This window comes from Dyella marensis, from assembly GCF_900112865.1.
In the GTDB taxonomy this organism is placed as follows: Bacteria; Pseudomonadota; Gammaproteobacteria; order Xanthomonadales; family Rhodanobacteraceae; genus Dyella_D; species Dyella_D marensis_A.
This window is the reverse complement of record NZ_FONH01000018.1, coordinates 71,594-95,322: the sequence shown is the minus strand read 5'-3', so window position 1 is coordinate 95,322 and position 23,729 is coordinate 71,594. Positions and strand designations below refer to the sequence as shown.

Below are 23,729 nucleotides of genomic sequence, written 5' to 3'. Positions count from 1 at the left end.
GTTCGCCTGCGGCTCACCCCAACCTACGCCGGATCGCGAGGTTTCGTACGACGCTCCGCCCGGCCCCTTCACCCCTCTCCCCGGAGGGGAGAGGGGTGAAGGGGTGTGGCAAGAACAGCGCAGCGCCAAAGCTCGCCTCAGTCCCCGCTCTTAGGCCATTTCTTTTTGGTTACTTTTGCTTTGGGCCAGCAAAGAAAAAGTAACTCGGGCGCCGGCAGGCGTCCGAAATGCCCGCTGCATAAGCGGCCAAGTCACGGTATCGCGACCATCAGGCGATACGGAAACTGGATTCCGGCCTACGCCGGAATGACGAGCAAAGAGGGCGCCGCCGCACAAGCCAGACAGCGGCGCCAGCCGCCATTACAGCTCCGTGCGGAACTCCACGCCCACCACCCGCGGATCGTTCACGAACGCCGTGCGGTTGTTGAAATCGATCGCGCCAGTGATCACCTTCTTGTTCGTCACATTGCGCGCATACAGCGCGACCTCGCGCTTACCGAAACCCCAGTTGTAGCCCAGCCGCAGACCGCCTTCGAGGAACGGCTTGCTCTGGAACTCCTTCGACTCATACAGGAAGAAGTTCACATCGCTGCGGTAGTTCCAGTCCGTGTAGACGAAGAACTCGCCGCTGTCGCCATAGGGAATGCCATAGCGCGCGGTGAACGTACCGATCCAGCGCGGCGCATTCGGCAAATCGTTGCCATTGACCAGCGCATTGCCGGAAGCATTGAGCGGATCGAGCACGGTGCAACCGGAACCGCAGGGCGCCACGGCCAGGGTCGGATCCTTCAGCTCCGTGTGGTTGTAGCTGCCGCCGGCGGTGACGATGAAGTTCGGCGTGAGGTAGGCCTCCAGGTCGAACTCGGCGCCATAGCCCTGGGTCTTCTTGGCATTCAACAGGCGCGTGACGTTGATGTCGCCGCCCACCGCGGTGAGCTGCTGGTTGTGCATGTTGTAGGTATAGACGTCCGCGTTGAAGCGCACGCGGTTGTCCATGCCGGTGGTCTTGATGCCCAGCTCGTAGGAGGTGATGGTCTCCGGCTTGGCCTGCGAGATGAAGTCGGCGAACAGCACGCGGCCCTGCACGCTCGGTGCGCGGAAGCCGTTGGCGATGCGGGCGTAGACGTTGACGTTCGGGTCCAGCGTCCAGGTGGCGGTGACGTCGCCGCTCCAGCGCGAATCGTGCGGCTCGGCGCCCAGCGACAGCGGGCCGCCGCCGATCGGCGAGAGCAGGCGGTCGACGCGGAAGGTGCGCGAGTCGTGCGAGTAGCGCGCGCCGGCGCGCACGTCGAAATCGTCGGTGATGTGGTAGTCGGCCGAGCCGAACACCGCCCAGGCGTTGGTGCGCTGGGTCTGCTTGGCGAGGCCGTCCAGCGCGTGGTTGTTGAGCGTCGCGTAGTCGTAGTTGTTGATCGCGATGTCTTCGTGGAAGTAGTACGTGCCGACCTGCCAGTTCAGGCGGTCCTGCGGATTGCTGGCCAGGCGGAATTCCTGGGTGATCTGGCGATCGTGCGGCAGCGCGTCGGCGGTCTCGGACGGGAACGGCGTCACCGCCTTCTGCTGGCTGGCGTCGTGCGGGATGGCAATGCCGCCGTCCACGTCGCCCAGGCTGTAGGTGGTGGCCTTCTCGAAGCCGGTGATCGAGGTGAAGGTGTAGTCGCCCAGCTTCCAGTTCAGGTGCAGGTTGCTGCCCCAGGAGAACAGGTGCTGCTTGTTGCGGCCGTCCTGGTACACCGTGTCGCGGCTGAAGCCCGGTGCGAAGCTGTTCTCGCCCATCGGGATGGCATTGGCGCGGTTGACCATGGCGCTGCCGTCCAGCCAGCGCGCGTGGGTGTTGATCAGCGCGTTGAAGTCGCCGTTCTCATACAGCGCCTGCAGGCGCACGGCGCGGTCGTTGTAGCCGCCGAGCGCGTCCTTCTTGCCGGTGTAGTCGTTGTCGATCCAGCCGTCGCGGTGCTGCGCCAGCGCCGACACGCGACCGGACCAGTGCGAGCTGAGCGCGCCGCCCAGCGCCGCCTCGGCGTTGGCGGTGCCCAGGGTGCCGTAGGAGACGCGGGCGTAGCCGCTGGTTTCCTGGCTGGGCTTGCGCGATTCGAACTTGATCACGCCGGCCGGCGAGTTGCGGCCGAACAGCGTGCCCTGCGGGCCGCGCAGCACTTCCACCTGCTCCAGGTCGAACAGCGGGAAGCCCTTGAGGATCGGGTTCTCCTGCACGATGTCGTCGTACACCATCGACACCGGCTGCGAGGCGTTGAGGTCGAAGTCGCTGTTGCCCAGGCCGCGGATGTAGAAGCGCGGGAACTCACGGCCGTAGGAGGTCTCGGCGTACACGCTGGGCGCGCGCGAAGCGAGCTGCAGCACGCCGTCGCCGGCCTGGCCGAAGGCCTCGAGCTTGTCCGACGGCAGCACGGTCATGGAGATCGGCACCTTCTGCAGGTTCTCCACGCGCTTCTCGGCGGTGACGTTGATCGCCTGCAGCTCGACCGGCTTCTTCTTGCCGGCGGGCTGGTTGTCGGCGTCCTGCGCCTGCGCGGCGGCGGCCGACAGGGCGAGGGCAATGGATACGGCAAGCACGGCGAACCGCGACGGGTGGGCGACGGACATTGATTTTCCCCGGGATGGATAAGCAACCGTAGGCAATGCGCAGTGCGCCGGCGCATTGCTGTGACGCAATATTGTCATTCATGCGTGCTAACGGCGGAAGTGACCCCGGCGGACGCCTTGCCGGCAGGCTGGCCAGTCCCCATCTAGAATGGTCTCTCCGCCTCGGCTCCAGGCGAGCCTAAGCCCATGTCCCTGCAAGCATTTCATCCCGCCGTCCGGCAGTGGTTCGAGGGCACCTTCCCGGCGCCCACCGCGGCGCAGCTGGCCGCCTGGCCTTCCATCCGCGAAGGCCGTCACACCCTGGTGGCCGCGCCGACCGGCTCGGGCAAGACCCTGACCGCCTTCCTGGCCGCGATCGACGGCCTGGTACGCGAAGGCCTGGCGCACGGCGGCGCGCTGCCGGACGCGACCACGGTGGTCTACGTGTCGCCGCTGAAGGCGCTGTCCAACGACATTCACATCAACCTGGAAGCGCCGCTGGAAGGCATCCGCGCCGAACTGGCCGCACTGGGCCTGCCCGACGTGGCGATCCGCACCGCGGTGCGCACCGGCGACACGCCGCAGGCCGAGCGCACGCTGATGCGTCGCCAGCCGCCGCACATCCTGGTGACCACCCCCGAGTCGCTGTACATCCTGCTGGGCTCGGCTTCAGGGCGCGAAATGCTGGGCGGCACGCGCACGGTGATCGTGGATGAAATCCACGCCATGGCATCGACCAAGCGTGGCTCGCATCTGGCCTTGTCCTTGGAGCGCCTTGAGGCGCTGTGCCAGCGGCCGCTGCTGCGGATCGGTTTGTCGGCGACGCAGAAGCCGATCGAAGAAGTGGCGAAGTTTCTCGTCGGCGAAGGCAACGACGCCACGCTGGCCGCCGCCTTCACCCCCTCTCCCCAGCGGGGAGAGGGTTGGGGTGAGGGGGACCGACGGAGCGTAGAAGCGGGAACGGAAAAGCGAGCGATGCTTGGTCGATCTGCCATCGCAAGCCCCGGCCCCTCATCCGCCCCTCCGGCGCACACATGCAACATCGTCGACGTCGGCCACACCCGCGAGCGCGACCTCGCCATCGAAGTCACGCCGGTGCCGCTCGAAGCGGTGATGTCCAACGACGCCTGGGAGCTGGTCTACAACCGCCTCGCCGAACTGGCGCAGGCACACCGCACCACGCTCGTGTTCGTCAACACCCGCCGCATGGCCGAGCGCGTCGCGCGGCACCTGTCCGAGCGCATGGGCAAGCAAGCGGTGGCGGCGCATCACGGCAGCCTCGCGCGCGAGCAGCGCCTGGATGCCGAGCAGCGCCTCAAGCGCGGCGAATTGAAAGTGCTGGTGGCCACGGCCTCGCTGGAACTGGGCATCGACATCGGCGACGTCGACCTGGTCTGCCAACTCAGCTCGCCGCGCTCCATCGCCGCCTTCCTGCAGCGCGCCGGACGCTCCGGCCATGCGGTAAGCGGCACGCCGAAGGCGCGCCTGTTCCCCACCTCGCGCGACGACCTGATCGAATGCGCCGCGTTGCTGGACTGCGTGCGCCGCGGCGAGCTGGACACGCTGGCGATCCCGCCGCAGCCACTGGATGTGCTGGCCCAGCAGATCGTGGCCGAAGTGGCCTGCACGGAATGGAACGAGGACGCGCTGTTCGCCCTGGTGCGCCGCGCCTATCCCTATCGCGAGCTGCCGCGCGAACAGTTCGACGCGATCGTGCGCATGCTGGCCGACGGCTTCACCACCCGCCGCGGCGCGCGTGCAGCTTATGTGCATCGCGATGCCGTGCACAAGCAGTTGCGTGCGCGGCGCGGTGCGCGGCTCACCGCGGTCACGTCCGGCGGCGCGATTCCCGACACGGCCGACTACCTGGTGGTGCTGGAACCGCAGGCCACGGTGATCGGCAGCGTGCACGAGGACTTCGCGGTGGAGAGCCTGGCCGGCGACATCTTCCAGCTCGGCAACACCAGCTATCGCATTATCCGCGTGGAGCGCGACCGCCTGCGCGTGGAGGATGCGCACGGCGTGCCGCCGAGTATCCCGTTCTGGCTTGGCGAGGCGCCGGGGCGCAGCGACGAGCTGTCGCATGGCGTGTCGCGCTTGCGCGAGGAAATCTCCGCACGGCTGGACGAGGGCGGCGTACCCGAGGTGTTGTCGTGGCTGCGGAACACGCTGGGCCTCAGCGAGCCTGCCGCACAGCAGCTCGCCGACTACCTGGCCAGGGCGAAGGCCGCGCTCGGCGTGCTGCCGACCCAGCACACCCTGGTGTTCGAGCGCTTCTTCGACGAATCCGGCGGCACCCAGCTGGTGATCCATACGCCCTGGGGCAGCCGCATCAATCGCGCCTGGGGCCTGGCGCTGCGCAAGCGCTTCTGTCGCCAGTTCAATTTCGAGCTGCAGGCGGCGGCGACCGAGGACGCCATCGTGCTGTCGCTGTCGACCAGCCACAGTTTTCCGCTGATCGAGGTGGCGCGCTACCTGCACTCCAACACCGCCGAACAGGTGCTGGTGCAAGCGCTGCTGGACGCGCCGCTGTTCCCCGTGCGCTGGCGCTGGAACGCCACCACTTCGCTGGCGCTGCCGCGCTTCCAGGGCGGCCGCAAGGTGGCGCCGCAGATCCAGCGCATGCGCAGCGAGGACCTGCTCGCCACGGTGTTCCCCGACCAGGTGGCCTGCCTGGAGAACATCGCCGGCGAACGGCAGATCCCGGATCACCCGCTGGTCGGGCAGACCTTGTACGACTGCCTGCGCGAGGCGATGGACGTGGACGGCCTGCTGCATATCCTGCGCGGGCTCGAGGGCGGCCAGATCACCGTGGTGGCGCGCGACCTCACCACGGCAAGCCCCTTGGCCGCCGAAGTGCTCACCGCCGCGCCGTATGCCTATCTCGACGACGCGCCGCTGGAAGAACGCCGCACGCAGGCGGTGCAGACCCGACGCTGGAGCGACGGCGACAGCGCCGAGGACCTGGGCCAGCTCGATCCGGACGCGATCGAGGCCGTGCGCGGCGAAGCCTGGCCGCAGGTACGCGGTGCCGACGAGATGCATGAAGCGTTGAGCGTGCTCGGTTTCGTCAGCGCGGAGGAAGCGGCGGGCGATGCCTGGGACCACTGGCTGGAGGCGCTCGCGCAAGCTCGCCGCGCCACTGCGCTGAGCTTGCCCGGACACGCCAACTGGCAGGTGTGGGTTGCGGCCGAGAAGTTGCCGCTGTGGCAGGCGATCCATGCCGACGCGGCGATGCAGCCGCCGATCGAGGCGCCGGCTGAGTTCCTCGCGCAACCGTGGACACGCGAAGACGCCCTGCTGGAAATGGTGCGCGGTCGCCTGGTCGGCCTCGGCCCGGTCACCGTCGCAACGCTCGCCGCCTCGCTCGCCGTCGACAGCGGCGATGTTGAGTTGGCCCTGCTGCGCCTGCAATCCGAAGGCTATGTGATGCAGGGCCGGTTCACGCCTGCGGCGAGCGAGACGGAATGGTGCGAACGCCATCTGCTCGCGCGCATCCACCGTTACACCATCGGCCGTTTGCGCCGCGAGATCGAGCCGGTCAGCCGGCGCGACTTCATGCGCTTCCAGTTCGACTGGCAGCACGTCGCGCCCGGCGCGCGGCTGAGCGGGCCGGACGCGCTGCCTGCCGCGATCGCCCAACTCGAAGGCTACGAAGCGGCAGCCGGCGCCTGGGAAGCCGAACTGCTGCCCGCGCGCATCGACGACTACTCCATCACTTGGCTGGACGACCTGTGCCGCGCCGGCCGCGTCGGCTGGAACCGCCTGCGCGGCGCCACCGGCGGCAGCAGCCCCGTGCGCGCCACGCCGATCGTGCTGCTGCCGCGCAAGGAGATGGCGTTGTGGAGCAGCGTCGCCGGTACCGGCCAGCCGCAGGACGTGCTGCTGTCTTCGCGCGCCCAGGCGGTGGCCGATGCGCTGCGTGAGCACGGCGCGCTGTTCTTCGACGAGCTGATGAGCGTCGCGCACCTGCTGCGCACCGAACTGGAAGACGCACTCGGCGAACTGGTCGCCGCCGGCCGTGTCACCGCCGACAGCTTCGCCGGCCTGCGCGCCCTGCTGCTGCCTGCCGCCAAGCGCGACGCGCAGCGCCATCGACGCGTGCGTCGCCATATGCTGAGCGGCATCGAGGATGCCGGACGCTGGTCGCTGGTGCGTGCGCCGCGGGAGCAGGATGGCGCCCGCGCCGAATCCGTCGAACATATCGCGCGCACCTTGCTGCGCCGCTACGGCGTGGTGTTCTGGAAGCTGCTGGAGCGCGAAGCCGCCTGGCTGCCGACCTGGCGCGAACTGCTGCGCGTATATCACCGGCTGGAAGCACGCGGCGAGATCCGCGGCGGACGCTTCGTGGAGGGCCTGGTCGGCGAACAGTTCGCGCTGCCCGAGGCGATCGGCAAGCTGCGCCAGGTCCGGCAGCAACCGAATGAAGGCCAGCATGTCTGCCTGAGCGGCTGCGATCCGCTCAATCTGGTTGGCACCGTACTCAGCGGCAACCGCCTGCCGGCGGTGATCGGCACGCGCGTGCTGTACGAGGATGGCGTGGCGGTGGCCGCGCTGGTGGCGAACAAGCCGCAGTGGCTGGTGGAGAGCGACACCGCGCAGCAGCAGCGGTGGAAGAATGCGTTGTTGCGGCGGGCGGAACACGAACCGGTGCACTTCTGAGCTTCATCGCACGGCGTAGGTTGGGGTGAGCGAAGCGAACCCCAACGCCGGCGCGACATGCAGCCTCTGTTGGGGTTCGCCTTCGGCTCACCCCAACCTACCTCGGTGGACAGTTATTCGCTGAAATCGGCGATATAGATCAGCTTGCCCTCGCTGACGCGATACTCGCTGCGCCCGGTCAGCGCGATGGTCTGCCCCGCGCGCACGCCGTTCGGCAAGTCGATGGCGAAAGTGCCGTCGAACAGGATGTCCGCCGTGGCGGCGTCCTGGCCGTGCTCGCGGAATGCGGTGATGATCTGGCGCCGCGCCGAGAACAGGTGCAGCGAGCTCTCCGCCAGATGGCGCAGTTCCGCGACGCCCTGGGTGCGCACGCTGAGGATGCCCTTGGTGTAGTTCTCGAACACCACGCCGGCATGCATCGTGTTGAGCATGGCGGGCACGTCCATGCGATTGTAGGCGTCGAGGTAGCGATCGATCAGGTCGCGCATAGGGCTGGGAATAGAGAATGGAGAATAGGGAATAGGAAGCGGCGCCCGGCCAGCATAACAACTTGCGGCCAATTGGAGCGCATCCGATTCTCTATTCCCGATTCCCTATTCCCTCATTTGACATTGTCCGTTTCCCCGATGAAGCGCGCCACGTTGTCGTGCAGCTTCTTCAGCGAATCCTCGTGCGCATAGACCATGTGGCCGGACGGATACCAGTCGTAGGAGATGTTCTTCTGCAGCGAGGCCGGAATCGGCAGGTGGTGCATCTCGTAGTCGGCCGCGAAGTACGGCGTGGCCAGGTCGTAATAGCCGCCGTGCAGCGCCACGCGCAGGTTGGGATTGGTCTTCATGGCCTTGGCCAGGTCGGGCATGACGTTGATGGAGCGCTCGCCCTCGCCGCCGTTGTGCTTGAAATCCCAATGATCGATCGAGGCGAACAGCCGGTACTGCTGGCCGTCGCCGTACTTCAGCTGCTTGCGCACGTAGTCGTTGAAGGCGGCGACGTAGGCGGCGCTGATCGCGGAGGACTGCGGATCGTATTCGGAGTCCTTGCTCAGCGGGTCGAGCGAGGGGCCGGAGAAGCGGCTGTCCAGGCGGCCGGTGGTGACGCCACCGTCGTTCTGCAGCTCGTGCTCGAACATGCCGCCGGTGACGCGCAGGTCGGCCTTCAGCAGATAGGCCACCGGCAGGCCGGTGTACTGGTGCAGCTTCTCCGCCACCGCCTGCCTGCGCGCATCGTCGAGGCGGCTGCCCGCCATCAGTGCCTGGGCGTAGTCGTTCAGCGCGAACTGCTCCACCTCGCGCAGGAACGGCTCCAGCGCCGCCGGCTGCTGCGGCAGGCGGTGGTGATAGAAGGCCGTCGCGGCAAAAGTGGGCAGGGCCACCACATACGGCAGGTCCACGCCGGGGTTGGTCTCCGGCCCGTCGATGCTGGTGTCGAAACTGAGGATCTGCGAAAGCAGGATCACGCCGTTGAGGTCGACGCTGGACTGGTTCTCCAGGATGTTCGCCAGCACGGCCGAGCGCGTGGTGCCGTAGCTTTCGCCGAACAGGTACTTGGGCGAATTCCAGCGGCCGTACTTGGACAGGAACTGCGTGATGAAATTGGCGAAGGCATGGCCGTCGCCGTCCACGCCGTAGACCTCCTTGCGGCGATCCTTCATCTGCTCCTCGCGCTTGCCCTTGTCCTCGTCCGCCGCGATCAGCCGGCTGAAGCCGGCGCCGGGTGCGTCGATGAAGACCAGGTCGGAGACGTCGAGCAGGCTGTAGTCGTTATTGACCAGGCCGTAGGGCGCCGCAGGCGTGTGGCTGTCGTCGGAGGTCACCACGCGCTTCGGGCCGAACGCGCCCATGTGCAGCCATACCGTCGCCGACCCCGGGCCGCCGTTGTAGATGAAGGTGACGGGCCGCTTGCCGGCATCGGCGCCTTTCTTGAAGTACGCCGTGTAGAACATGCTGATCTGCGGCTCGTGCTCCTTGTCGCCGGTGCCGTGGATGATCAGCGTGCCGGCCACCGCCTTGTACTCGATGCTCTTGCCTTCCACGCGCACGCTGCCGGTGGTCTCCGACGACTGTGGCTGCACCAGCGCGGCGTCGGGCTTGCTGTCCTGCGGCTTGTCCTTGTCCTTGTCTTTGTCCGTCTTGTCGGCGGCGAGCGCGGAACCGGCAAAAAGCAGGGCGGCCAGGGCGGCGGCCAGCGGGAGCGTGCGCATCGGAGTTCCTTCGGGGAGGGGCTGGGAATCCCCGAGCTTAGGCGCTGCAAGTGCCGTCTTTCGTACCCCAGAAGTCATGGCTACGCGGCCGCATGGCGGCGCGCGGCGGACTTCAGCCGTGCGTGGCCAGGGCGATCGCCGCCACGGCCAGGGCGACGCCGGCCAGATTGAGCCGGCTCAACTTCTCGCGGAAGACCAGCGTGCCCACCAGCGCGCCCAGCGCCACCACGCCGAGGTTCATCGCCGCGAACACCAGCGACGGCCGCTCTGCCAGCGCCTGGTGCGCGCGCACGTAGAACACGATGTTGCCGAAGTTGGCCAGGCCCAGCAGCAGGCCGGCCAGCGCGTCGCGCACGGTGAAGCGCGTGCGGCCGGCGGCGCGGCGGCCGAGCTGGATCGCGAACGCCACCAGCAGGGCCAGCGCGAACATCGCCTGCAGCGAAGCGGCGAACGAGGTGCCGGCACGGGCCACCTCCTTGAACAGGATGTCGATCGCGGCGAAGCCGACGAATACGGTGAGGGGCCACAGCCACCCGGCCGGGCCTTCCGCTGCATCCGTCCGGCCACGCCACACCATGCAGGCCAGGGCGACCAGCCCCAGGCCGATGCCGGCCAGCTTGACCGCGTTCACCGCTTCGCCGAACAGCAGGAAGGCCGCCAGCAGCGACACCAGCAGCGAGAGCCGCTGGGCGGCGTCGCTGCGCACGATGCCGGCATGCCGCACCGAGGCGGCCAGCGCCAGGAAGATCACCGGCAGCAGCAGGCCCAGCCCCACGAAGCCGAGCCAGGGCGCACCGGGGCGCGCCAGCGCATCCAGCGACGGATGGAACACCCAGGCGGTGAGCGCGCTGGTGGCCACGTAGTTCCAGGCGATCGCCTGCCCCACGTCGACGCCGTGGCGGCGCGCCAGCTTCAGCAGGACGGAGACCAGGACGCTGCAGCAGACGGCGAGAAGGATGAAGAGCATGGGGATCGCGGCGGGAAAGAACGGACGGCAGCTTAGCGGTGTCCGCCGCGCTTCTCTATGTTTGCTGTCCGGCCAACGCGAAGCGCTCGCGATAGCGTGCGGGGCTCAGCTTGATGGCGCGGCGGAAATGGTGGCGCAGCGTATCGGCGCTGCCGAAGCCGCAGCGGTCGGCGATCTGCTCCACGGCCAGGTCGCTGCCTTCGAGCAGTTCGCGTGCGCGCGCCAGGCGCTCGTGCACCAGCCATTGCTTGGGCGAGTGGCCGGTGGCTTCCTCGAAGCGCCGCAGCAGGGTGCGCTCGCTCATGCGCGCGCGTTCGGCCAGCACGCCGATCGGCAACGGCTGGTCCAGCCGGCGGCGCATCCACTCCAGCAGCGTGCCGAGTGCGGCGCCCTGCTCGGGCAGCGGCGCGGGAATGAATTGCGCCTGGCCACCGTCGCGATGCGTCGGCACCACCGCACGGCGCGCCACCTGGTTGGCGATGCGCGGGCCATAGTCGCGGCGGATCAGGTGCAGCGACAGGTCGATCGCCGCGGCGCTGCCGGCGGACGTCATCACCTGGCCTTCGTCGACGTAGAGCACGTCCGGCGCGAGGCGGATGCGCGGATAGCGTTCCGCCAGAATCTCCGCGTAGCGCCAATGCGTGGTCGCCGCGCGATCGTCCAGCAGTCCCGCGGCGGCCAGCACGAACACGCCGGAACAGAACGACAGCAGGCGCGCGCCACGCTTGTGTGCCGCACGCAGCGCATCGAGCAAAGCCGCCGGCGGCACGGCATCGGCGCCGCGCCAGCCGGGAACGATGATGGTGCCGGCGCGGGCCAGTCCTTCCAGGCCGGTGTCGGCGCGCACGCTCAGTCCGCCGGCCGCGCGCATCGCGCCGCGGTCCACCGCGCAGGAGACGAAGCGGTACCAGTTCTCGAACTCCGGCCGCGCGATGCCGAACATCTCCACCGCGATGCCGTACTCGAAGGTGCACAGGCCGTCGTAGACCAGCACCGCCACGTTGCGGTTGGCGGGGCCGGTGGGAGTGCCCGGTCGCTTTGGCGGTTTATTCATGATGCCTGGCATTCTTGCCAATAGCGGCCGCGGCCGCCAGTGCCCACACTGGCGCCATCTTCACCACGGAGTACCGCCCCATGAGCAGCGTCGTCCATCGCGTTCCCGCCGCCGCCAGCGCCCAGGCGCTGGCCCACTTCCAGGCCCGCCTGGGCTTCGAGACCGATTGCGCGGACGTGCACTACGCCACGCAGCACGAGGACAAGGACTTCGTGTTGCTCGACGTGCGCACGCCGACCATGTACGCCGCCGGCCATGTACCCGGCGCGCTGAACCTGCCGACGCGCACCATCGGCGAGCAGCGCCTGGCCGAATTTCCGGCCGATACGCTGTTCGTCGTCTACTGCGCCGGTCCGCACTGCAACGGCGCCAACAAGGCAGCGGTGAAGCTGGCGCAGCTTGGGCGGCCGGTAAAGGAAATGATCGGCGGGCTGACCGGCTGGATCGACGAAGGCTTCGGTCTCGAACGCGGCGCATGAGCCAAGGCCACATCGCCGTCCGCAGCGCCGGCGGACACGATCTGCCGGCGCTGCTTCCCCTATGCATCGAGCACGCGGCGTACGAGCGCATCGGGCACGCGCTCGATCGACGCAGCCATGCACTGGCCGCAGCGCTCGATGCGACACCGCCACGCGTATACGCCTGGCTGGCGTGGAGCGGCGACGACGCCGTGGGCTATGCGACGGCGACGATCGATTTCTCCACGCTCGACGCCGCGCCTTTCCTGCACATGGATTGCCTGTATGTGCGCGATGCATGGCGAGGCCTCGGCATCGGCCTGCGCTTGTTCGAGACGCTCGCAGCCTTCGCACGCGCTTGCGCTTGCGCATCGATGCAATGGCAGACGCCTGCATGGAACGAACGCGCGGCGCATTTCTATCGCCGCCTCGGCGCCACCGAATGGGCCAAGCGCCGCTTCACCTGGCGATGCGATCGCGCGTGACAGCGAGCGCGCCGACTTGCGCGAGGCTTGCGTGATTTCACCGTGAAGAACTTACGAAACATTCCTATGTTCTTGCGATGGGCTCATCCGGAGGATAGCCGCCCTCAGGGGAGGTTCTTCAGGAGTTTTTCCATTCGGGGGCGCGATCGGCCGCGTGCGCAAGCACATGGCCGCGCCCTTCTCTTGCCCATTTTCAAGTCAGGAGTGTCGTGATGTCCTTGAAGCCTTACGTACTCAGCCTCTCCATCGCCGCCGCGCTCACGCTTGCCGGCGGCGCGCAGGCCGCCCGCTTCGACCAGATGGCGATCGCCGGTGCCGCCAAGGGCCTGGCCAGGCAGCAATCCGCCGCACTGCAGGCCGACAGCGATGATGCATTCGAAGCCACCGATGTGATCGTCGATGCCGACGGCACCGAGCACGTGCGCATGCAGCGCAGCTACCGCGGACTGCCGGTGATCGGCGGCGACGTGGTGGTACACAGCAACAACGGCCGCTTCCGCGAAGCCAGCCTCACCCTGCACGGCCGCGGTCGTCCCAGCCTGTCGCCGCGCACCAGCGCCAACGAGGCGCAACTGGTCGCCGGCAAGGATTTCAACGGCACCATCGAGAGCATCGAAAGCCGCGGCCTGGTGATCTACGCGCGCGGCGACAAGCCGGTGCTGGCCTATGAAGTGAACGTGCAGGGCGCCTCCGACACCTTCGGCACCGCCAACATGCGCTACTTCGTCGATGCCGCCAACGGCAAGGTGCTGGACCGCTGGAACCTGTTCCAGACCGCCGCCGCCAACGGCACCGGCAAGTCGCTGCTGGTGGGCAATGTCGGCATCGTCACCAACTCGGTGAGCGGCGGCTACCAGCTGGTCGATCCCTCGCGCGGCAACGGCTCGGTCTACGACGCCAAGGGCAAGAACGACACATCGGCCAATCTGCGCAACGCCACGCTGTTCACCGATACCGACAACGTGTGGGGCAACAATGCCGAGAGCGATCGCGCCACGGTGGCCGGCGACATCGCCTATGGCGTGTCCAAGACCTGGGACTATTACAAGAACGTGCACGGCCGCAACGGCATCTTCAACGACGGCCAGGGCGTGAAGAGCTATGCGCACGTGAAGATCTACGTCGGCACCGGCTATACCTCCAACAACGCCGCCTGGAACGGCAGCGCGATGGAGTACGGCGACGGCGGCACCACTTGGTTCCCGCTGGTGGCGGTGGACGTGGCCGGCCACGAAATGAGCCACGGCGTGACGCAGGCCACAGCGGGGCTGGCCTATTCCGGCGAGTCGGGCGGCTTGAACGAAGCCAACTCCGACATCTTCGGCACCATGGTCGAGTACTACGCCAACAACAGCACCGACGCGCCGGACTACCTGATCGGCGAGAAGATCTACCGCAGCAACCCCGGCGGCACCACTGCGCTGCGCTACATGTTCAAACCCAGCCTGGACGGCGCCTCCGCCGATTGCTGGAGCAGCTCGGTGGGTTCGCTCAACGTCCACTACAGCTCGGGCGTGGGCAACCACTTCTTCTACCTGCTGGCGGAAGGCGCGGTGGTGCCGGCCGGGTTCGGTGCCGGCACGTCGGCCAATCTCACCGCGGCGAAGCTGGTGTGCAACGGCAATACCGCGGCCGGCGGTATCGGGCGCGATGCGGCCCAGAAGATCTGGTATCGGGCGTTGACGGTGTACATGACATCCAACACCAACTATGCGGCGGCGCGCACGGCGACGTTGAAGGCGGCCGCGGATCTGTATGGGACGACGTCGACGCAGTACGCCGGGGTGGCTTCGGCGTGGAGTGCGGTCAGCGTCAATTGATCGGCGCATGAAGGCGGCCCGGGTAACCGGGCCGCCTTCATGCGCCAGGCGTATATCCGCCTGGCGTAGGTTGGGGTGAGCCGCAGGCGAACCCCAACGGGGTGCTCCGTCCGTGCCTGTGTTGGGGTTCGCCTGCGGCTCACCCCAACCTACGCCGACGTGTTATGTCAGCGCGCCTTGAGCGCTGCCGCTTCGCGCGCCAGCGCTTCGATGCCGGCCCAGTCGCCAGACTTCAACTTGTCCACCGGCGTGAGCCATGAGCCGCCCACGCACACCACGTTCGGCAGCGACAAAAACTCCGGCGCACTCGTCAGGCTGATGCCGCCCGTCGGGCAAAAACGAATCTGCGGCAGCGGACTCGCCCACGCACCAAGCAACTTGTGCCCGCCCGCCGGTACCGCGGGAAAAAACTTCAGATGGCGATAGCCGCGCTCCAGCAGGCTCATCGCCTCCGATGCCGTCGCCACGCCCGGCAGCAGCGGCAGATCGCTGTCGTCCGCCGCCGCCAGCAGCTTCGGCGATACACCCGGCGACACCGCGAACTTCGCGCCGGCCTGGCGCGCATGCTCCAGATCCCGCGGCGTCAGCACCGTGCCCACGCCCACCACGGCGCCCTCCACTTCGGCAGCGATCGCGCGAATCGCATCCAGCGCCGCCGGCGTGCGCAGCGTCACCTCGATCGCCGGAATACCGCCGGCCACCAGCGCGCGCGCCATCGGCACCGCTGCCCTGGCGTCGTCGATGATCACCACCGGCACCACCGGCGCGAGGCGCAGGGTGGCTTCGACTTGCTGCTGCTTGGTTTCGATGCTGCTCATGGAAGATCCTGGGGAAGTGAGGTCAGAGCACGCCGGCGCCGAGATCGGCCTCGGCCGCGGCCTGGCGGAACAGGCCGAACAGTTCGCGGCCCATGCCGCTATGGTGCGACGACAGGTCGGCGGTGGCCGGCGCGCGACTGGCGAATTCGGAGGCGTCCACAAGCACGTCGAGCGTGCCGCGGGTCGCGTCGAGGCGGATCAGGTCGCCATCGCGGATCCTGGCGATCGCACCCTGCGCCTGCGCTTCCGGCGTGACGTGGATCGCCGCCGGCACGCGGCCGGATGCGCCGGACATGCGGCCGTCGGTAAGCAGGGCGATGCGGTAGCCGCGATCCTGCAACACGGCCAGCGTCGGGGTGAGCTTGTGCAGCTCCGGCATGCCGATCGCGCGCGGGCCCTGGAAGCGCACCACGGCGATGAAGTCGCGATTGAGCTCGCCGCGCTCGAAGGCCTTGCGCACCTCGTCCTGGTCGTGGAACACCACGGCCGGCGCCTCGATCACCTGGCGGTCGTCCGGCACCGAGGACACCTTGATCACCGCGCGGCCGAGGTTGCCCGCGAGCATGCGCAGGCCGCCGTCGGCGCGGAACGGCTCGGCCATGCCGCGCAGCACGCCGCGGTTGCCGCTTTCCTTGGCCACCGGCGTCCACTGCAGCGCGCCGGATGCATCCAGCGACGGCACCTGCGCGTAGCCGTCCAGTCCCGTGCCGAACACGGTGCGCACGTCGCCGTGCAGCAGGCCGGCGCCGAGCAGCTGGTCGATCAGGAAAGCCATGCCGCCGGCATCGTGGAACTGGTTCACATCGGCATAGCCGTTCGGATACACGCGCGCCAGCAGCGGCACCACCGAGGACAGCGCGTCGAAATCGTCCCAGCGCAGCTGGATGCCTGCCGCGCGCGCCATCGCCACCAGGTGCAGCAGGTGATTGGTCGAGCCGCCGGTGGCGTGCAGGCCGATCACGCCATTGATGATGGCGCGCTCATCGACGATATGGCCGATCGGCAGGTGGTTGTCGCCGTGCGCGCTCAGCGCGGCGACGCGGTGCACCGCCTCGGCGGTGAGCGCGTCGCGCAGCGGCGTGTCCGGCGCGACGAAGCTGGCGCCCGGCAGGTGCAGGCCCATGATCTCCATCAGCATCTGATTGGAGTTGGCGGTGCCGTAGAAGGTGCAGGTGCCCGGCGCGTGATAGGCGGCGGCCTCCGCTTCCAGCAGCTCGGCGCGGTTGGCCTTGCCCTCGGCATAGGCCTGGCGCACCTTGGATTTCTGCTCGTTGGTGATGCCGCTGGGCATCGGGCCGCCGGGCACGAAAATGCCGGGCAGGTGGCCGAAGCTGAGCGCGCCGATCAACAGGCCGGGCACGATCTTGTCGCAGATGCCCAAGTACAGCGTGCCGTCGAACATGTCGTGCGAGAGCGACACCGCCGTAGCCATCGCGATCAGGTCGCGCGAGAACAGCGACAGCTCCATGCCTTCGCGGCCCTGGGTCACGCCGTCGCACATCGCCGGCACGCCGCCGGCCACCTGCGCGGTGATGCCGGACTCGCGCGCGATCCGGCGGATCAGTTCCGGATAACGCTCGTACGGCTGGTGCGCCGAGAGCATGTCGTTATAGGAAGTGACGATGCCCAGGTTCGGCGTGTGGCCTTCGCGCAGCGCGGCCTTGTCGTGCGGGCCGCAGGCGGCGAAACCGTGCGCGAGGTTGCCGCAGGACAGACGTTCGCGGTGCGTGCCGCCGGTGCCGGCGGCGGCGATGCGCGCGAGATAGGCGGCGCGCGTATCGCGGCTGCGTTCGCGCAGGCGTGCGGTGACTTCGGCGACGACGGGATGCAATGGCGTGCTCATGCTTTTGCGTTCATTCGAAAGAGAGGGGGAGAAGCGGGAAACGGGCGTTGAGGGCCGCCCGTTTCCCACTCCTGGCGTCCGGTGCTCAAGGGCACCAGTACACGGCGACCGGCACGCGCGTCTGGATCAGCACGCTGCGTATCGGGTAATCCTTGCCCGCGCCCAGCCCGAGGCGGGCGTCGGCGAGCAGCTGGCGCTTGGGTTCGCCTTCGATGTGCAGGAACAGGCCTTGCGTATCCAGCAGCGCGGGCAGGGTGAAGGTGATGCGCGGCTCGCCGGCACCGGCGGCGCGCATCGGCAGCAGCAGCGCGGTGCCGGCCAGGTCCAGCGCCTCGGCGAGGCGATCGCCGCCAGGGAAGAACGAGGCGGTGTGCCCGTCCGTGCCCATGCCGAGGATCACCGCGTCGAACGGGAACGGCAGCGCGGCGATGCGCGCGCGCACCGCGGCGACGCCGGCTTCGGGCGTCGGCGCGTCGGTATACAGCGGCACGAAATGCGCGGAGGAGGCGGCATGCTGCAGCAGGTCGGCTTTCACCATGCGCGCGTTGGAGCGCTCGTGGCTTTCCGGTACCCAGCGCTCGTCGACCAGGGTGACGTGGACCTTCGACCAGTCCAGCTCGGCACGCGACAGTTGGCGGAAGAAATGCACCGGCGTGCTGCCGCCGGAGACCGCCAGCAGCGCTTGGCCGCGCGCGGCGATGCCGGCGCGCAGGCGCTCGGCGATGCGGTCGGCCAGTGCGCGGGCCAGCGCGTGGCAGTCGGTGAAGCTGTGCGTGGTGACGTCGACGTGGTCAGGCATGGCCATGAGGGAGAGCGATGGGCGCGCTGGCGCCGGCGGGAAAATCGAGTGTAGGCGCGGACATGCAACGCGACGGTGAAGCGAAGCCGCACCGTCGCGCTCGGCGATGCATTACTCGCTGTCTTCGTTCCAGGTGCGACCGTCGCGCTCGATCAGCGCCACGGCCGCGCTCGGACCCCAGGTGCCGGCGGTATACGGGCGCGGCGCCTCGCCGCTGGCGCCCCAGGCGTCCAGGATCGGACCGGCCCAGCGCCAGGCGGCCTCGACTTCGTCGCGGCGCATGAACAGGGTGGGATTGCCGCGCACCACGTCGAGCAGCAGGCGCTCGTAGGCATCCGGCTGCGACACGCCGAAGGCTTCGGCAAAGCTCATGTCCAGCGGCACGTGGCGCAGGCGCAGTCCGCCGGGACCGGGGTGCTTGATGGTCAGCCACAGCTTCACGCCTTCGTCCGGCTGCAGGCGCAGCACCAGGCGGTTCTGCGTGAGCGGGCCGGCCGAGGCGTCGAAGATCGAATGCGGCACCGACTTGAACACCACCACGATCTCGGACACGCGTTCCGGCAAACGCTTGCCTGTGCGCAGGTAGAACGGCACGCCGGCCCAGCGCCAGTTTTCGATCTCGGTCTTCAGCGCCACGAAGGTCTCGGTGTGGGACTTGGAGCCCGGGCCGAGTTCTTCGAGATAGCCCGGCACGCTCTGCCCTTCGGCGGCGCCGGCGCGGTACTGGCCGCGCACGGTGTACTGGGCGGCGTTGGATTCGTCGATCGGCCTGAGCGAGCGCAGCACCTTGAGCTTCTCGTCGCGCACCGCATCCGGCGACAGCGAGGACGGCGGCTCCATCGCCACCATGCACAGCAGCTGCAGGATGTGGTTCTGCACCATGTCGCGCAGCGCGCCGGCACGGTCGTAGTAGGCGCCGCGGGTGCCGACGCCGAGCGTCTCGGCCACGGTGATCTGCACGTGGTCGATATGGCCGGCGTTCCACAACGGCTCGAACAAGGCGTTGCCGAAGCGCAGCGCCAGCAGGTTCTGCACCGTTTCCTTGCCGAGGTAATGGTCGATGCGATAGGTCTGCGATTCGTCGAAGATGCGGCCGACCGCATCGTTGATCTGGTTGGCGCTGGCCAGGTCGCGGCCGATCGGCTTCTCCAGCACCACGCGCGACTTGCCGCGGTTGAGGTCGTATTCGCCCAGGCGGTTGCAGATGTCGACGAACAGTTCCGGCGAGGTCGAGAGATAGAACACCCGCACGTGGTCGGGCTGTTCGCCGATCAGCGCGGCGAACGCGTCCCAGCCTTCGTCCTTGCGCGCGTCGAGCGAGCGGTAGGCGACCTGCGTGAGGAAGGCGTCGACCTTGTCCTTGGCACCGCCGGCCTCGAGCAGCGCCTTGCGGATGTTGGCGCGGTAGCCGTCATCGTCCAGCCCCTCGCGGGCAATGCCGACGACGCGGCTGCCGGCCGGGATCTGGCCGTCGAGGAAGCGATGGAACAGGGCGGGCAGCAGCTTGCGCAAGGCAAGGTCGCCCGTGCCGCCGAAAATCACCAGGTCGAATGCGTCGACCAGGGGAGCAGAAGCCGTCACTTCGATCACCTCGGGGTATGGCGTGGTCGGGAGCCGGGTGGTTTTCCGGCCCGGTCGGAACATCCTAACGTACCAGTCAAATACCAGACAACACCACTTGGCGCGGGCCGCGCGCCGCGGGGGTTCCGGACCGGACTGGCCGGCAACTGGTAACCCCCGGAAGGCCCGGTTTCAACGCGCGCTTGTGGAATTGGTATGGTCATTGGTATGTTGGCCGCCATGGAAACCGCCCTGGTCAATGAATACTTCCGCCTGAGCCGCGACGCGGCCACCCACCAGCCGCTGGCCTATCTGCGGCTGCGCCGGGCCATCCGCAATGTGGTGGAGCACCGCGACATCGAGCCCGGGCAGGCCCTGCCGAGCGAGCGCGATCTGTCGCGCGCGCTCAGCCTGTCGCGCGTCACCGTGCGCAAGGCGATCGCCGGCCTGGTCGAGGAAGGCATCCTCACCCAGCGCCACGGCGCCGGCACCTTCGTGGCCGAGCGCATCATCAAGCCGATGTCGCGCCTGACCAGCTTTACCGAGGACTTGCGCGCGCGCGGCCTGAATCCGCGCTCCGAGTTCTTCGAGCGCGGCATCGGCGAGGTGACGCCCGAGGAATCGATGGCGATGAACCTGTCGCCCGGCGTGCAGGTGGCACGCCTGCATCGCGTGCGTTATGCGCGCGAGGAACCCTTGGCGATCGAGCGCACGGTGGTGCCGGCAAGCGTGCTGCCCGATCCCTCGATCGTGCACGACTCGCTGTACGAGGTATTGGAAAGTCTCGGCTGCCGCCCGCGCCGCGCGCTGCAGCGGCTGCGTGCGGTATCGCTCGGTGCGCAGCAGGCGCGCCTGCTGCACGTGCCGACCGGCAGTGCCGGACTCAATATCGAGCGGCGCAGTTTTCTCGATGACGGGCGCGTGGTGGAGTTCACCGTGTCGTGGTACCGCGGCGACATCTACGACTTTGTCGCCGAGCTGCATACGGACTGATGTCCGTGCAATAAAAAGGCCGCCGGCGAAAACCGGCGGCCTTTTTTATTGGATGGCGCCGGCAGGGCCGGCGCCGGTATGGCTTACAGCGAGAAGTCGTAGCGCACGCCGAACTGGAAGTAGCGCGGCGTCTGGTACGCCACGGCACGCCGGTAGTCGTCGCTCTTGATCGGCTTGCCGGCGGCGATGGAGCCGGTTTCGGCCACTTCGATGATCGCGGTTTCCTTCTGGCTGCCGAACACGTTGAACACGTTCGCGGTGAAGGCCAGCTTGTGATCGGCCCAGGCCGGACGGTACTCAGTGTTCAGATCCAGGCGCCAGGTCCACGGCAGGCGACCCTGCGAACCACGCGGGCTGGGCTGCAGATCGCACTCGAAGTACGAAGCGCCGTAGCCGATGGCGTCGACCGGATCGACACCGATGCAGTTCTTGGGACGGCCCGACGCGACCGCCAGGTTGGCGCCGAACAGCCATTCCGGATTCATCTGGAAGTAGCCGTAGGCCTTCAGCTGGTGCGTGCGGTCGTTAGGCAGCGGACCGTTGGTGAACTGCATGATCTCCGGCGCGTCCCAGTCCTGCGTCACCGACGGATCGAGCTGGCCGATGTCGGACTTCAGCTGGCCTTCCGAGTTGCCGTAGCTGCGCGAGAAGGTGTAGTCGACGCGGCCGTACCAGCGATTGCTGAACTGGTGTTCCAGGTACAGGTCCAGCGAGTAGTACTTGCGCTTCAGGTCGGGGAACGCCACGCCAGCCGGCGTGGTGAAGTCGTCCTTGGTCAGCTTGAACGGCACGAAGTTGCCCTGGCCGTTCACGTCCACCATGAAGGTGTTGGACTGGCCCGGGTTGAACAGATAGCAGCCGGCGATGCTGGCATTGCTGATGTCGATGTTGTTGCGCGCCGCGTATTTCTCGAACGGACGGGAATCGCAGAAGTCGTCGATCGAGCTCTTCAGCTTGCGCATGGTCAGCTTGGCGCCATAGGCCCAGTCGTTGCCGATGGTCTTGTCGAAGCCGAGGATGTACTCGTCCTGGTAGTACGCCTTCAGGCCCTGGGCGGCCACGGTGCGCGGATCGGGCGTGGTGCCGTCCTCGCCGTTGAGGTAGAAGCGGTTGCCCAGCGGGGTCAGGCCGGTGGGCTCGCCGTTCGCCGCCACGCCGGTGTAGGAGTAGTACTGGCTGTAATAGGTGGACGCCGAGGCGCCGCGAATGGCGACGTTGGACGGAATGGCGAGGTGGTAGCGGCCGGCGTTCGCATAGACCTTGAAGCTGGAATCGCCGAACACATCCCAGGTCAGGCCCAGGCGCGGAGCCAGCTGGTGACGCTGCTTGACGTAGACCTCGCCGGCACCGTTGAGATTCTTGAACTGCTCGTTGCGCAGGCCGAGGTAAGCCAGCCAGCGGTCGCTGACCTGCCAGCGGTCTTCGATGAACTGCGCTTCCTGCTCCACCTTCACCGAGGCGCCGGTCTCGAACAGGCGCTGTTCGACGTAGTACTGCGCGCCCGGGGGCGGCACCACGTCCGGGCGGCCCGGTACCGTACCGGCGTTGCGGTACACCCAGCGATAACCGCCTTCGTAGATGTTGCCGGAGGTGGATTCCAGGGTCTGGGTGTCCAGACCCGCACGCAGGTCGTGCGAGCCCAGGCGATATTCGACGTCCAGGCGCCAGCCGTGCGTCTTGTCCTTGGCGCCGGCATTGAGCACCGTGCCGTTGACCAGGCCGCAGCCGACGATCGGGTTGGTGATGCCCCTGCGCGAATCGGTGATCCACGGGCAGTTCGGGTTGCTGGCGTAGGCCAGGTTGCGCACGTGGTCGGTCTTGCTGGTGCCGTACAGCGCGTTCACCGTGAGGTCGTCGGTGATGTAGCCGGTGTACTTGCCGATGTAGACGTCGCCACCGGGCTCGGAACCGGCCAGGGAGGCGGCGTTCTTGAGCTTGTCCGTGCCCAGGTAGCTGCTCTGCTGCAAGGTCTGATAGTTGTAGCCGTAGATGCTGCGGTCAGTGTTGGTCTTGTCCGACAGCGCGGTCAGCTCGACGATGTGGCTGTCGGTGATGTTCCAGTCGATCTTGGCCAGGTACTTGGTGGCCTTGGAGGTTTCCTTGCTGTCCTGCGGCGTGGTGAACGGGCTGATGGTCGGGCCCTTGGTGCTGGTGAAGTCACCGGCCGCGTACAGGAACAGCTTGTCCTTGATCAGCGGACCGCTGATGTAGCCGGTGTACTGCGTCGAGGAACTCTTGTTGTCGCCGCGGTACTGATAGAGCACGCCGTTCTCGCGATAGATGCTGCGCGGCTGCTGGCGGAAGTACTGCGGAGTCACGTACATGCCGACGCCACCCTTCCAGGTGTTGCCGCCGCGCTTGGTGACGATGCTGATCACGCCGCCGGTGGAACGGCCGTATTCCGCGCCGTAGCCGCCGGTGTAGATCTGCTGCTGGTCGATCGCATCGAACGGCAGGCTGACGAAGCCCAGGCCGGTCAGCGCGTTCGCCACCGAATAACCGTTGATGTAGTACTGGTTTTCCGAAGCCGACGAACCGCCGAACGAAGCCACGTTGCCGTAGCGCGCATCGCCGGACACCACGCCCGGCGCCAGCAGCGCGGCGGCGGTGACGTTGCGCGCCAGCGGCAGCTTCTGCAGCTGCTCGGAGGTCAGCACGGTGCGCGAGTCGACCGAGGACACGTCGATCGCCGGCAACGCGTTGCCGATCACCTGGATGCCTTCCAGCGTCTGCGCGCCGGACGCCGAAGCGGTGGCGGCGCCGGTGAACGACACGTCCACACCGCTGCCCAGGGCGACCTGCACGTTGTCGCGGGTATCCAGGGTCTTGCCGTCCTTCTGCACGGTGACCTTGTAGCGGCCGACCGGCAGTGAGCCGGCGCGGTAGCGGCCGTCGGCATCGACCGCGATGTCGCGGGCGAGGCCGGTGTCCAGGTTTTCGATATGGATGGTGCTGCCAGCTTCGGCCGAGCGGCCGAAGATCACGCCCGAAGCGTTCGACTGCGCCATCGCCGTGCCGGCGAGGCTCATGCCGAGGGCGATGGCGAGGGCGGTACGACGGCACGCGGCCGCGTATCCAGGATGACGGAACGTCTGCATTGCTGATCTCCCCGAGATAAAGCCAATAAGGACGGGCGAAAGTTCGCCCTAAGGCGTCGCGGGAAATCGCGGCTGGTCCCTTCGAAAGGGGATCGGCAGTAAGCGGCGGGCGACCCCTCGCCCGGCGCGCTTTCGCAACTTCTCGCGGGTCGCTCGCCGACCTTAGAGGGGGGTCGGAAGAGGAGTCAACAAAAATCTAAGATTTTTTCCTAGGCAGAACAGGGCTTAGCCGAATTTTTAACCTCTTGAATGTGTTGGAGTTCGCAAATTCCCCCGGCAAGAAAAAGCGTGAACGCTTCCTTAACGAAGCTTTTTCGCCGGATCAACGAAAAAAAATGCCGCCGGATGAAACCGGCGGCAACAAGGGGAGATCGCGCCGGGGTCATCCC

General features: G+C 67.6%; 15 protein-coding genes. 5 read left to right on the top strand and 10 right to left on the bottom strand.

Going from position 1 to position 23,729, the window contains the following annotated elements; all coding sequences use genetic code 11:
• Window positions 1-360: 360 nt before the first annotated feature.
• On the bottom strand, window positions 361-2,604 hold the full coding sequence (locus BM172_RS18120; RefSeq protein WP_026634778.1) for a TonB-dependent receptor: 2,244 nt from the start codon (window positions 2,602-2,604) through the stop codon (window positions 361-363).
• 186 nt (window positions 2,605-2,790) lie between these two features.
• Here BM172_RS18120 and BM172_RS18115 point away from each other — a divergent pair, with 186 nt between their 5' ends.
• Window positions 2,791-7,245, top strand: a complete 4,455-nt coding sequence (locus tag BM172_RS18115; protein WP_026634777.1) for a DEAD/DEAH box helicase — start codon at window positions 2,791-2,793, stop codon at window positions 7,243-7,245.
• Window positions 7,246-7,358: 113 nt separating this feature from the next.
• Here the strand turns inward: BM172_RS18115 and BM172_RS18110 are convergent, their stop codons facing one another.
• The 4 genes from BM172_RS18110 to ftrA all read right to left on the bottom strand — a co-directional run bounded on the left by BM172_RS18110 (window position 7,359) and on the right by ftrA (window position 11,466).
• Window positions 7,359-7,733: a nuclear transport factor 2 family protein gene (locus BM172_RS18110; protein WP_026634776.1), complete on the bottom strand. Its 375-nt coding sequence runs from the start codon at window positions 7,731-7,733 to the stop codon at window positions 7,359-7,361.
• A 113-nt stretch (window positions 7,734-7,846) separates the two neighbouring features.
• On the bottom strand, window positions 7,847-9,445 hold the full coding sequence (locus tag BM172_RS18105) for a S10 family peptidase (RefSeq protein WP_026634775.1): 1,599 nt from the start codon (window positions 9,443-9,445) through the stop codon (window positions 7,847-7,849).
• 112 nt (window positions 9,446-9,557) lie between these two features.
• Window positions 9,558-10,412, bottom strand: a complete 855-nt coding sequence (locus tag BM172_RS18100) for an EamA family transporter (protein WP_026634774.1) — start codon at window positions 10,410-10,412, stop codon at window positions 9,558-9,560.
• Window positions 10,413-10,467: 55 nt separating this feature from the next.
• Complete coding sequence (gene ftrA, locus BM172_RS18095; protein ID WP_051548519.1) at window positions 10,468-11,466, bottom strand: transcriptional regulator FtrA; 999 nt, start codon at window positions 11,464-11,466, stop codon at window positions 10,468-10,470.
• Window positions 11,467-11,546: 80 nt separating this feature from the next.
• Between ftrA and BM172_RS18090 the strand changes: the two genes are divergently transcribed.
• The 3 genes from BM172_RS18090 (at window position 11,547) to BM172_RS18080 (ending at window position 14,229) form a co-directional block, all read left to right on the top strand.
• The gene (locus tag BM172_RS18090; protein WP_026634772.1) at window positions 11,547-11,945 is read left to right on the top strand and encodes a rhodanese-like domain-containing protein; all 399 of its coding nucleotides are present in this window, start codon (window positions 11,547-11,549) and stop codon (window positions 11,943-11,945) included.
• Window positions 11,942-12,409 (top strand): GNAT family N-acetyltransferase, encoded by a 468-nt coding sequence (locus tag BM172_RS18085; RefSeq protein WP_051548517.1) that lies wholly within the window; start codon window positions 11,942-11,944, stop codon window positions 12,407-12,409. Before BM172_RS18090 ends, BM172_RS18085 begins: the two co-directional genes overlap by 4 nt.
• 218 nt (window positions 12,410-12,627) lie before the next feature.
• A complete protein-coding gene (locus tag BM172_RS18080) occupies window positions 12,628-14,229 on the top strand; it encodes a M4 family metallopeptidase (protein WP_026634770.1) in 1,602 nt (533 codons plus the stop codon).
• Window positions 14,230-14,396: 167 nt separating this feature from the next.
• On the opposite strand, the gene eda is transcribed toward BM172_RS18080, so the two are convergent.
• From eda to zwf, 4 genes are all read right to left on the bottom strand, one after another.
• On the bottom strand, window positions 14,397-15,047 hold the full coding sequence (eda, locus tag BM172_RS18075; protein ID WP_026634769.1) for a bifunctional 4-hydroxy-2-oxoglutarate aldolase/2-dehydro-3-deoxy-phosphogluconate aldolase: 651 nt from the start codon (window positions 15,045-15,047) through the stop codon (window positions 14,397-14,399).
• 22 nt (window positions 15,048-15,069) lie between these two features.
• On the bottom strand, window positions 15,070-16,890 hold the full coding sequence (edd, locus tag BM172_RS18070; protein ID WP_026634768.1) for a phosphogluconate dehydratase: 1,821 nt from the start codon (window positions 16,888-16,890) through the stop codon (window positions 15,070-15,072).
• An 85-nt stretch (window positions 16,891-16,975) separates the two neighbouring features.
• Complete coding sequence (gene pgl / locus BM172_RS18065; RefSeq protein WP_026634767.1) at window positions 16,976-17,689, bottom strand: 6-phosphogluconolactonase; 714 nt, start codon at window positions 17,687-17,689, stop codon at window positions 16,976-16,978.
• A 111-nt stretch (window positions 17,690-17,800) separates the two neighbouring features.
• Complete coding sequence (gene zwf / locus BM172_RS18060; RefSeq protein ID WP_026634766.1) at window positions 17,801-19,270, bottom strand: glucose-6-phosphate dehydrogenase; 1,470 nt, start codon at window positions 19,268-19,270, stop codon at window positions 17,801-17,803.
• 219 nt (window positions 19,271-19,489) lie between these two features.
• Here zwf and BM172_RS18055 point away from each other — a divergent pair, with 219 nt between their 5' ends.
• Window positions 19,490-20,242, top strand: a complete 753-nt coding sequence (locus BM172_RS18055) for a GntR family transcriptional regulator (RefSeq protein WP_026634765.1) — start codon at window positions 19,490-19,492, stop codon at window positions 20,240-20,242.
• An 83-nt stretch (window positions 20,243-20,325) separates the two neighbouring features.
• Here BM172_RS18055 and BM172_RS18050 read toward each other — a convergent pair whose 3' ends face one another.
• Window positions 20,326-23,340: a TonB-dependent receptor gene (locus BM172_RS18050; protein ID WP_081805126.1), complete on the bottom strand. Its 3,015-nt coding sequence runs from the start codon at window positions 23,338-23,340 to the stop codon at window positions 20,326-20,328.
• Between the last annotated feature and the right edge of the window lie 389 nt (window positions 23,341-23,729).

Coding starts and splice junctions, on each gene's coding strand:
- BM172_RS18085 (WP_051548517.1), top strand. CDS start 11,942: ATGAGCCAAGGCCACATCGCCGTCCGCAGCGCCGGCGGACACGATCTG.
- BM172_RS18105 (WP_026634775.1), bottom strand. CDS start 9,445: ATGCGCACGCTCCCGCTGGCCGCCGCCCTGGCCGCCCTGCTTTTTGCC.
- ftrA (WP_051548519.1), bottom strand. CDS start 11,466: ATGAATAAACCGCCAAAGCGACCGGGCACTCCCACCGGCCCCGCCAAC.
- pgl (WP_026634767.1), bottom strand. CDS start 17,689: ATGCCTGACCACGTCGACGTCACCACGCACAGCTTCACCGACTGCCAC.
- edd (WP_026634768.1), bottom strand. CDS start 16,890: ATGAGCACGCCATTGCATCCCGTCGTCGCCGAAGTCACCGCACGCCTG.
- BM172_RS18055 (WP_026634765.1), top strand. CDS start 19,490: ATGGAAACCGCCCTGGTCAATGAATACTTCCGCCTGAGCCGCGACGCG.
- BM172_RS18110 (WP_026634776.1), bottom strand. CDS start 7,733: ATGCGCGACCTGATCGATCGCTACCTCGACGCCTACAATCGCATGGAC.
- BM172_RS18100 (WP_026634774.1), bottom strand. CDS start 10,412: ATGCTCTTCATCCTTCTCGCCGTCTGCTGCAGCGTCCTGGTCTCCGTC.
- BM172_RS18090 (WP_026634772.1), top strand. CDS start 11,547: ATGAGCAGCGTCGTCCATCGCGTTCCCGCCGCCGCCAGCGCCCAGGCG.
- BM172_RS18050 (WP_081805126.1), bottom strand. CDS start 23,340: ATGCAGACGTTCCGTCATCCTGGATACGCGGCCGCGTGCCGTCGTACC.
- BM172_RS18120 (WP_026634778.1), bottom strand. CDS start 2,604: ATGTCCGTCGCCCACCCGTCGCGGTTCGCCGTGCTTGCCGTATCCATT.
- eda (WP_026634769.1), bottom strand. CDS start 15,047: ATGAGCAGCATCGAAACCAAGCAGCAGCAAGTCGAAGCCACCCTGCGC.
- BM172_RS18115 (WP_026634777.1), top strand. CDS start 2,791: ATGTCCCTGCAAGCATTTCATCCCGCCGTCCGGCAGTGGTTCGAGGGC.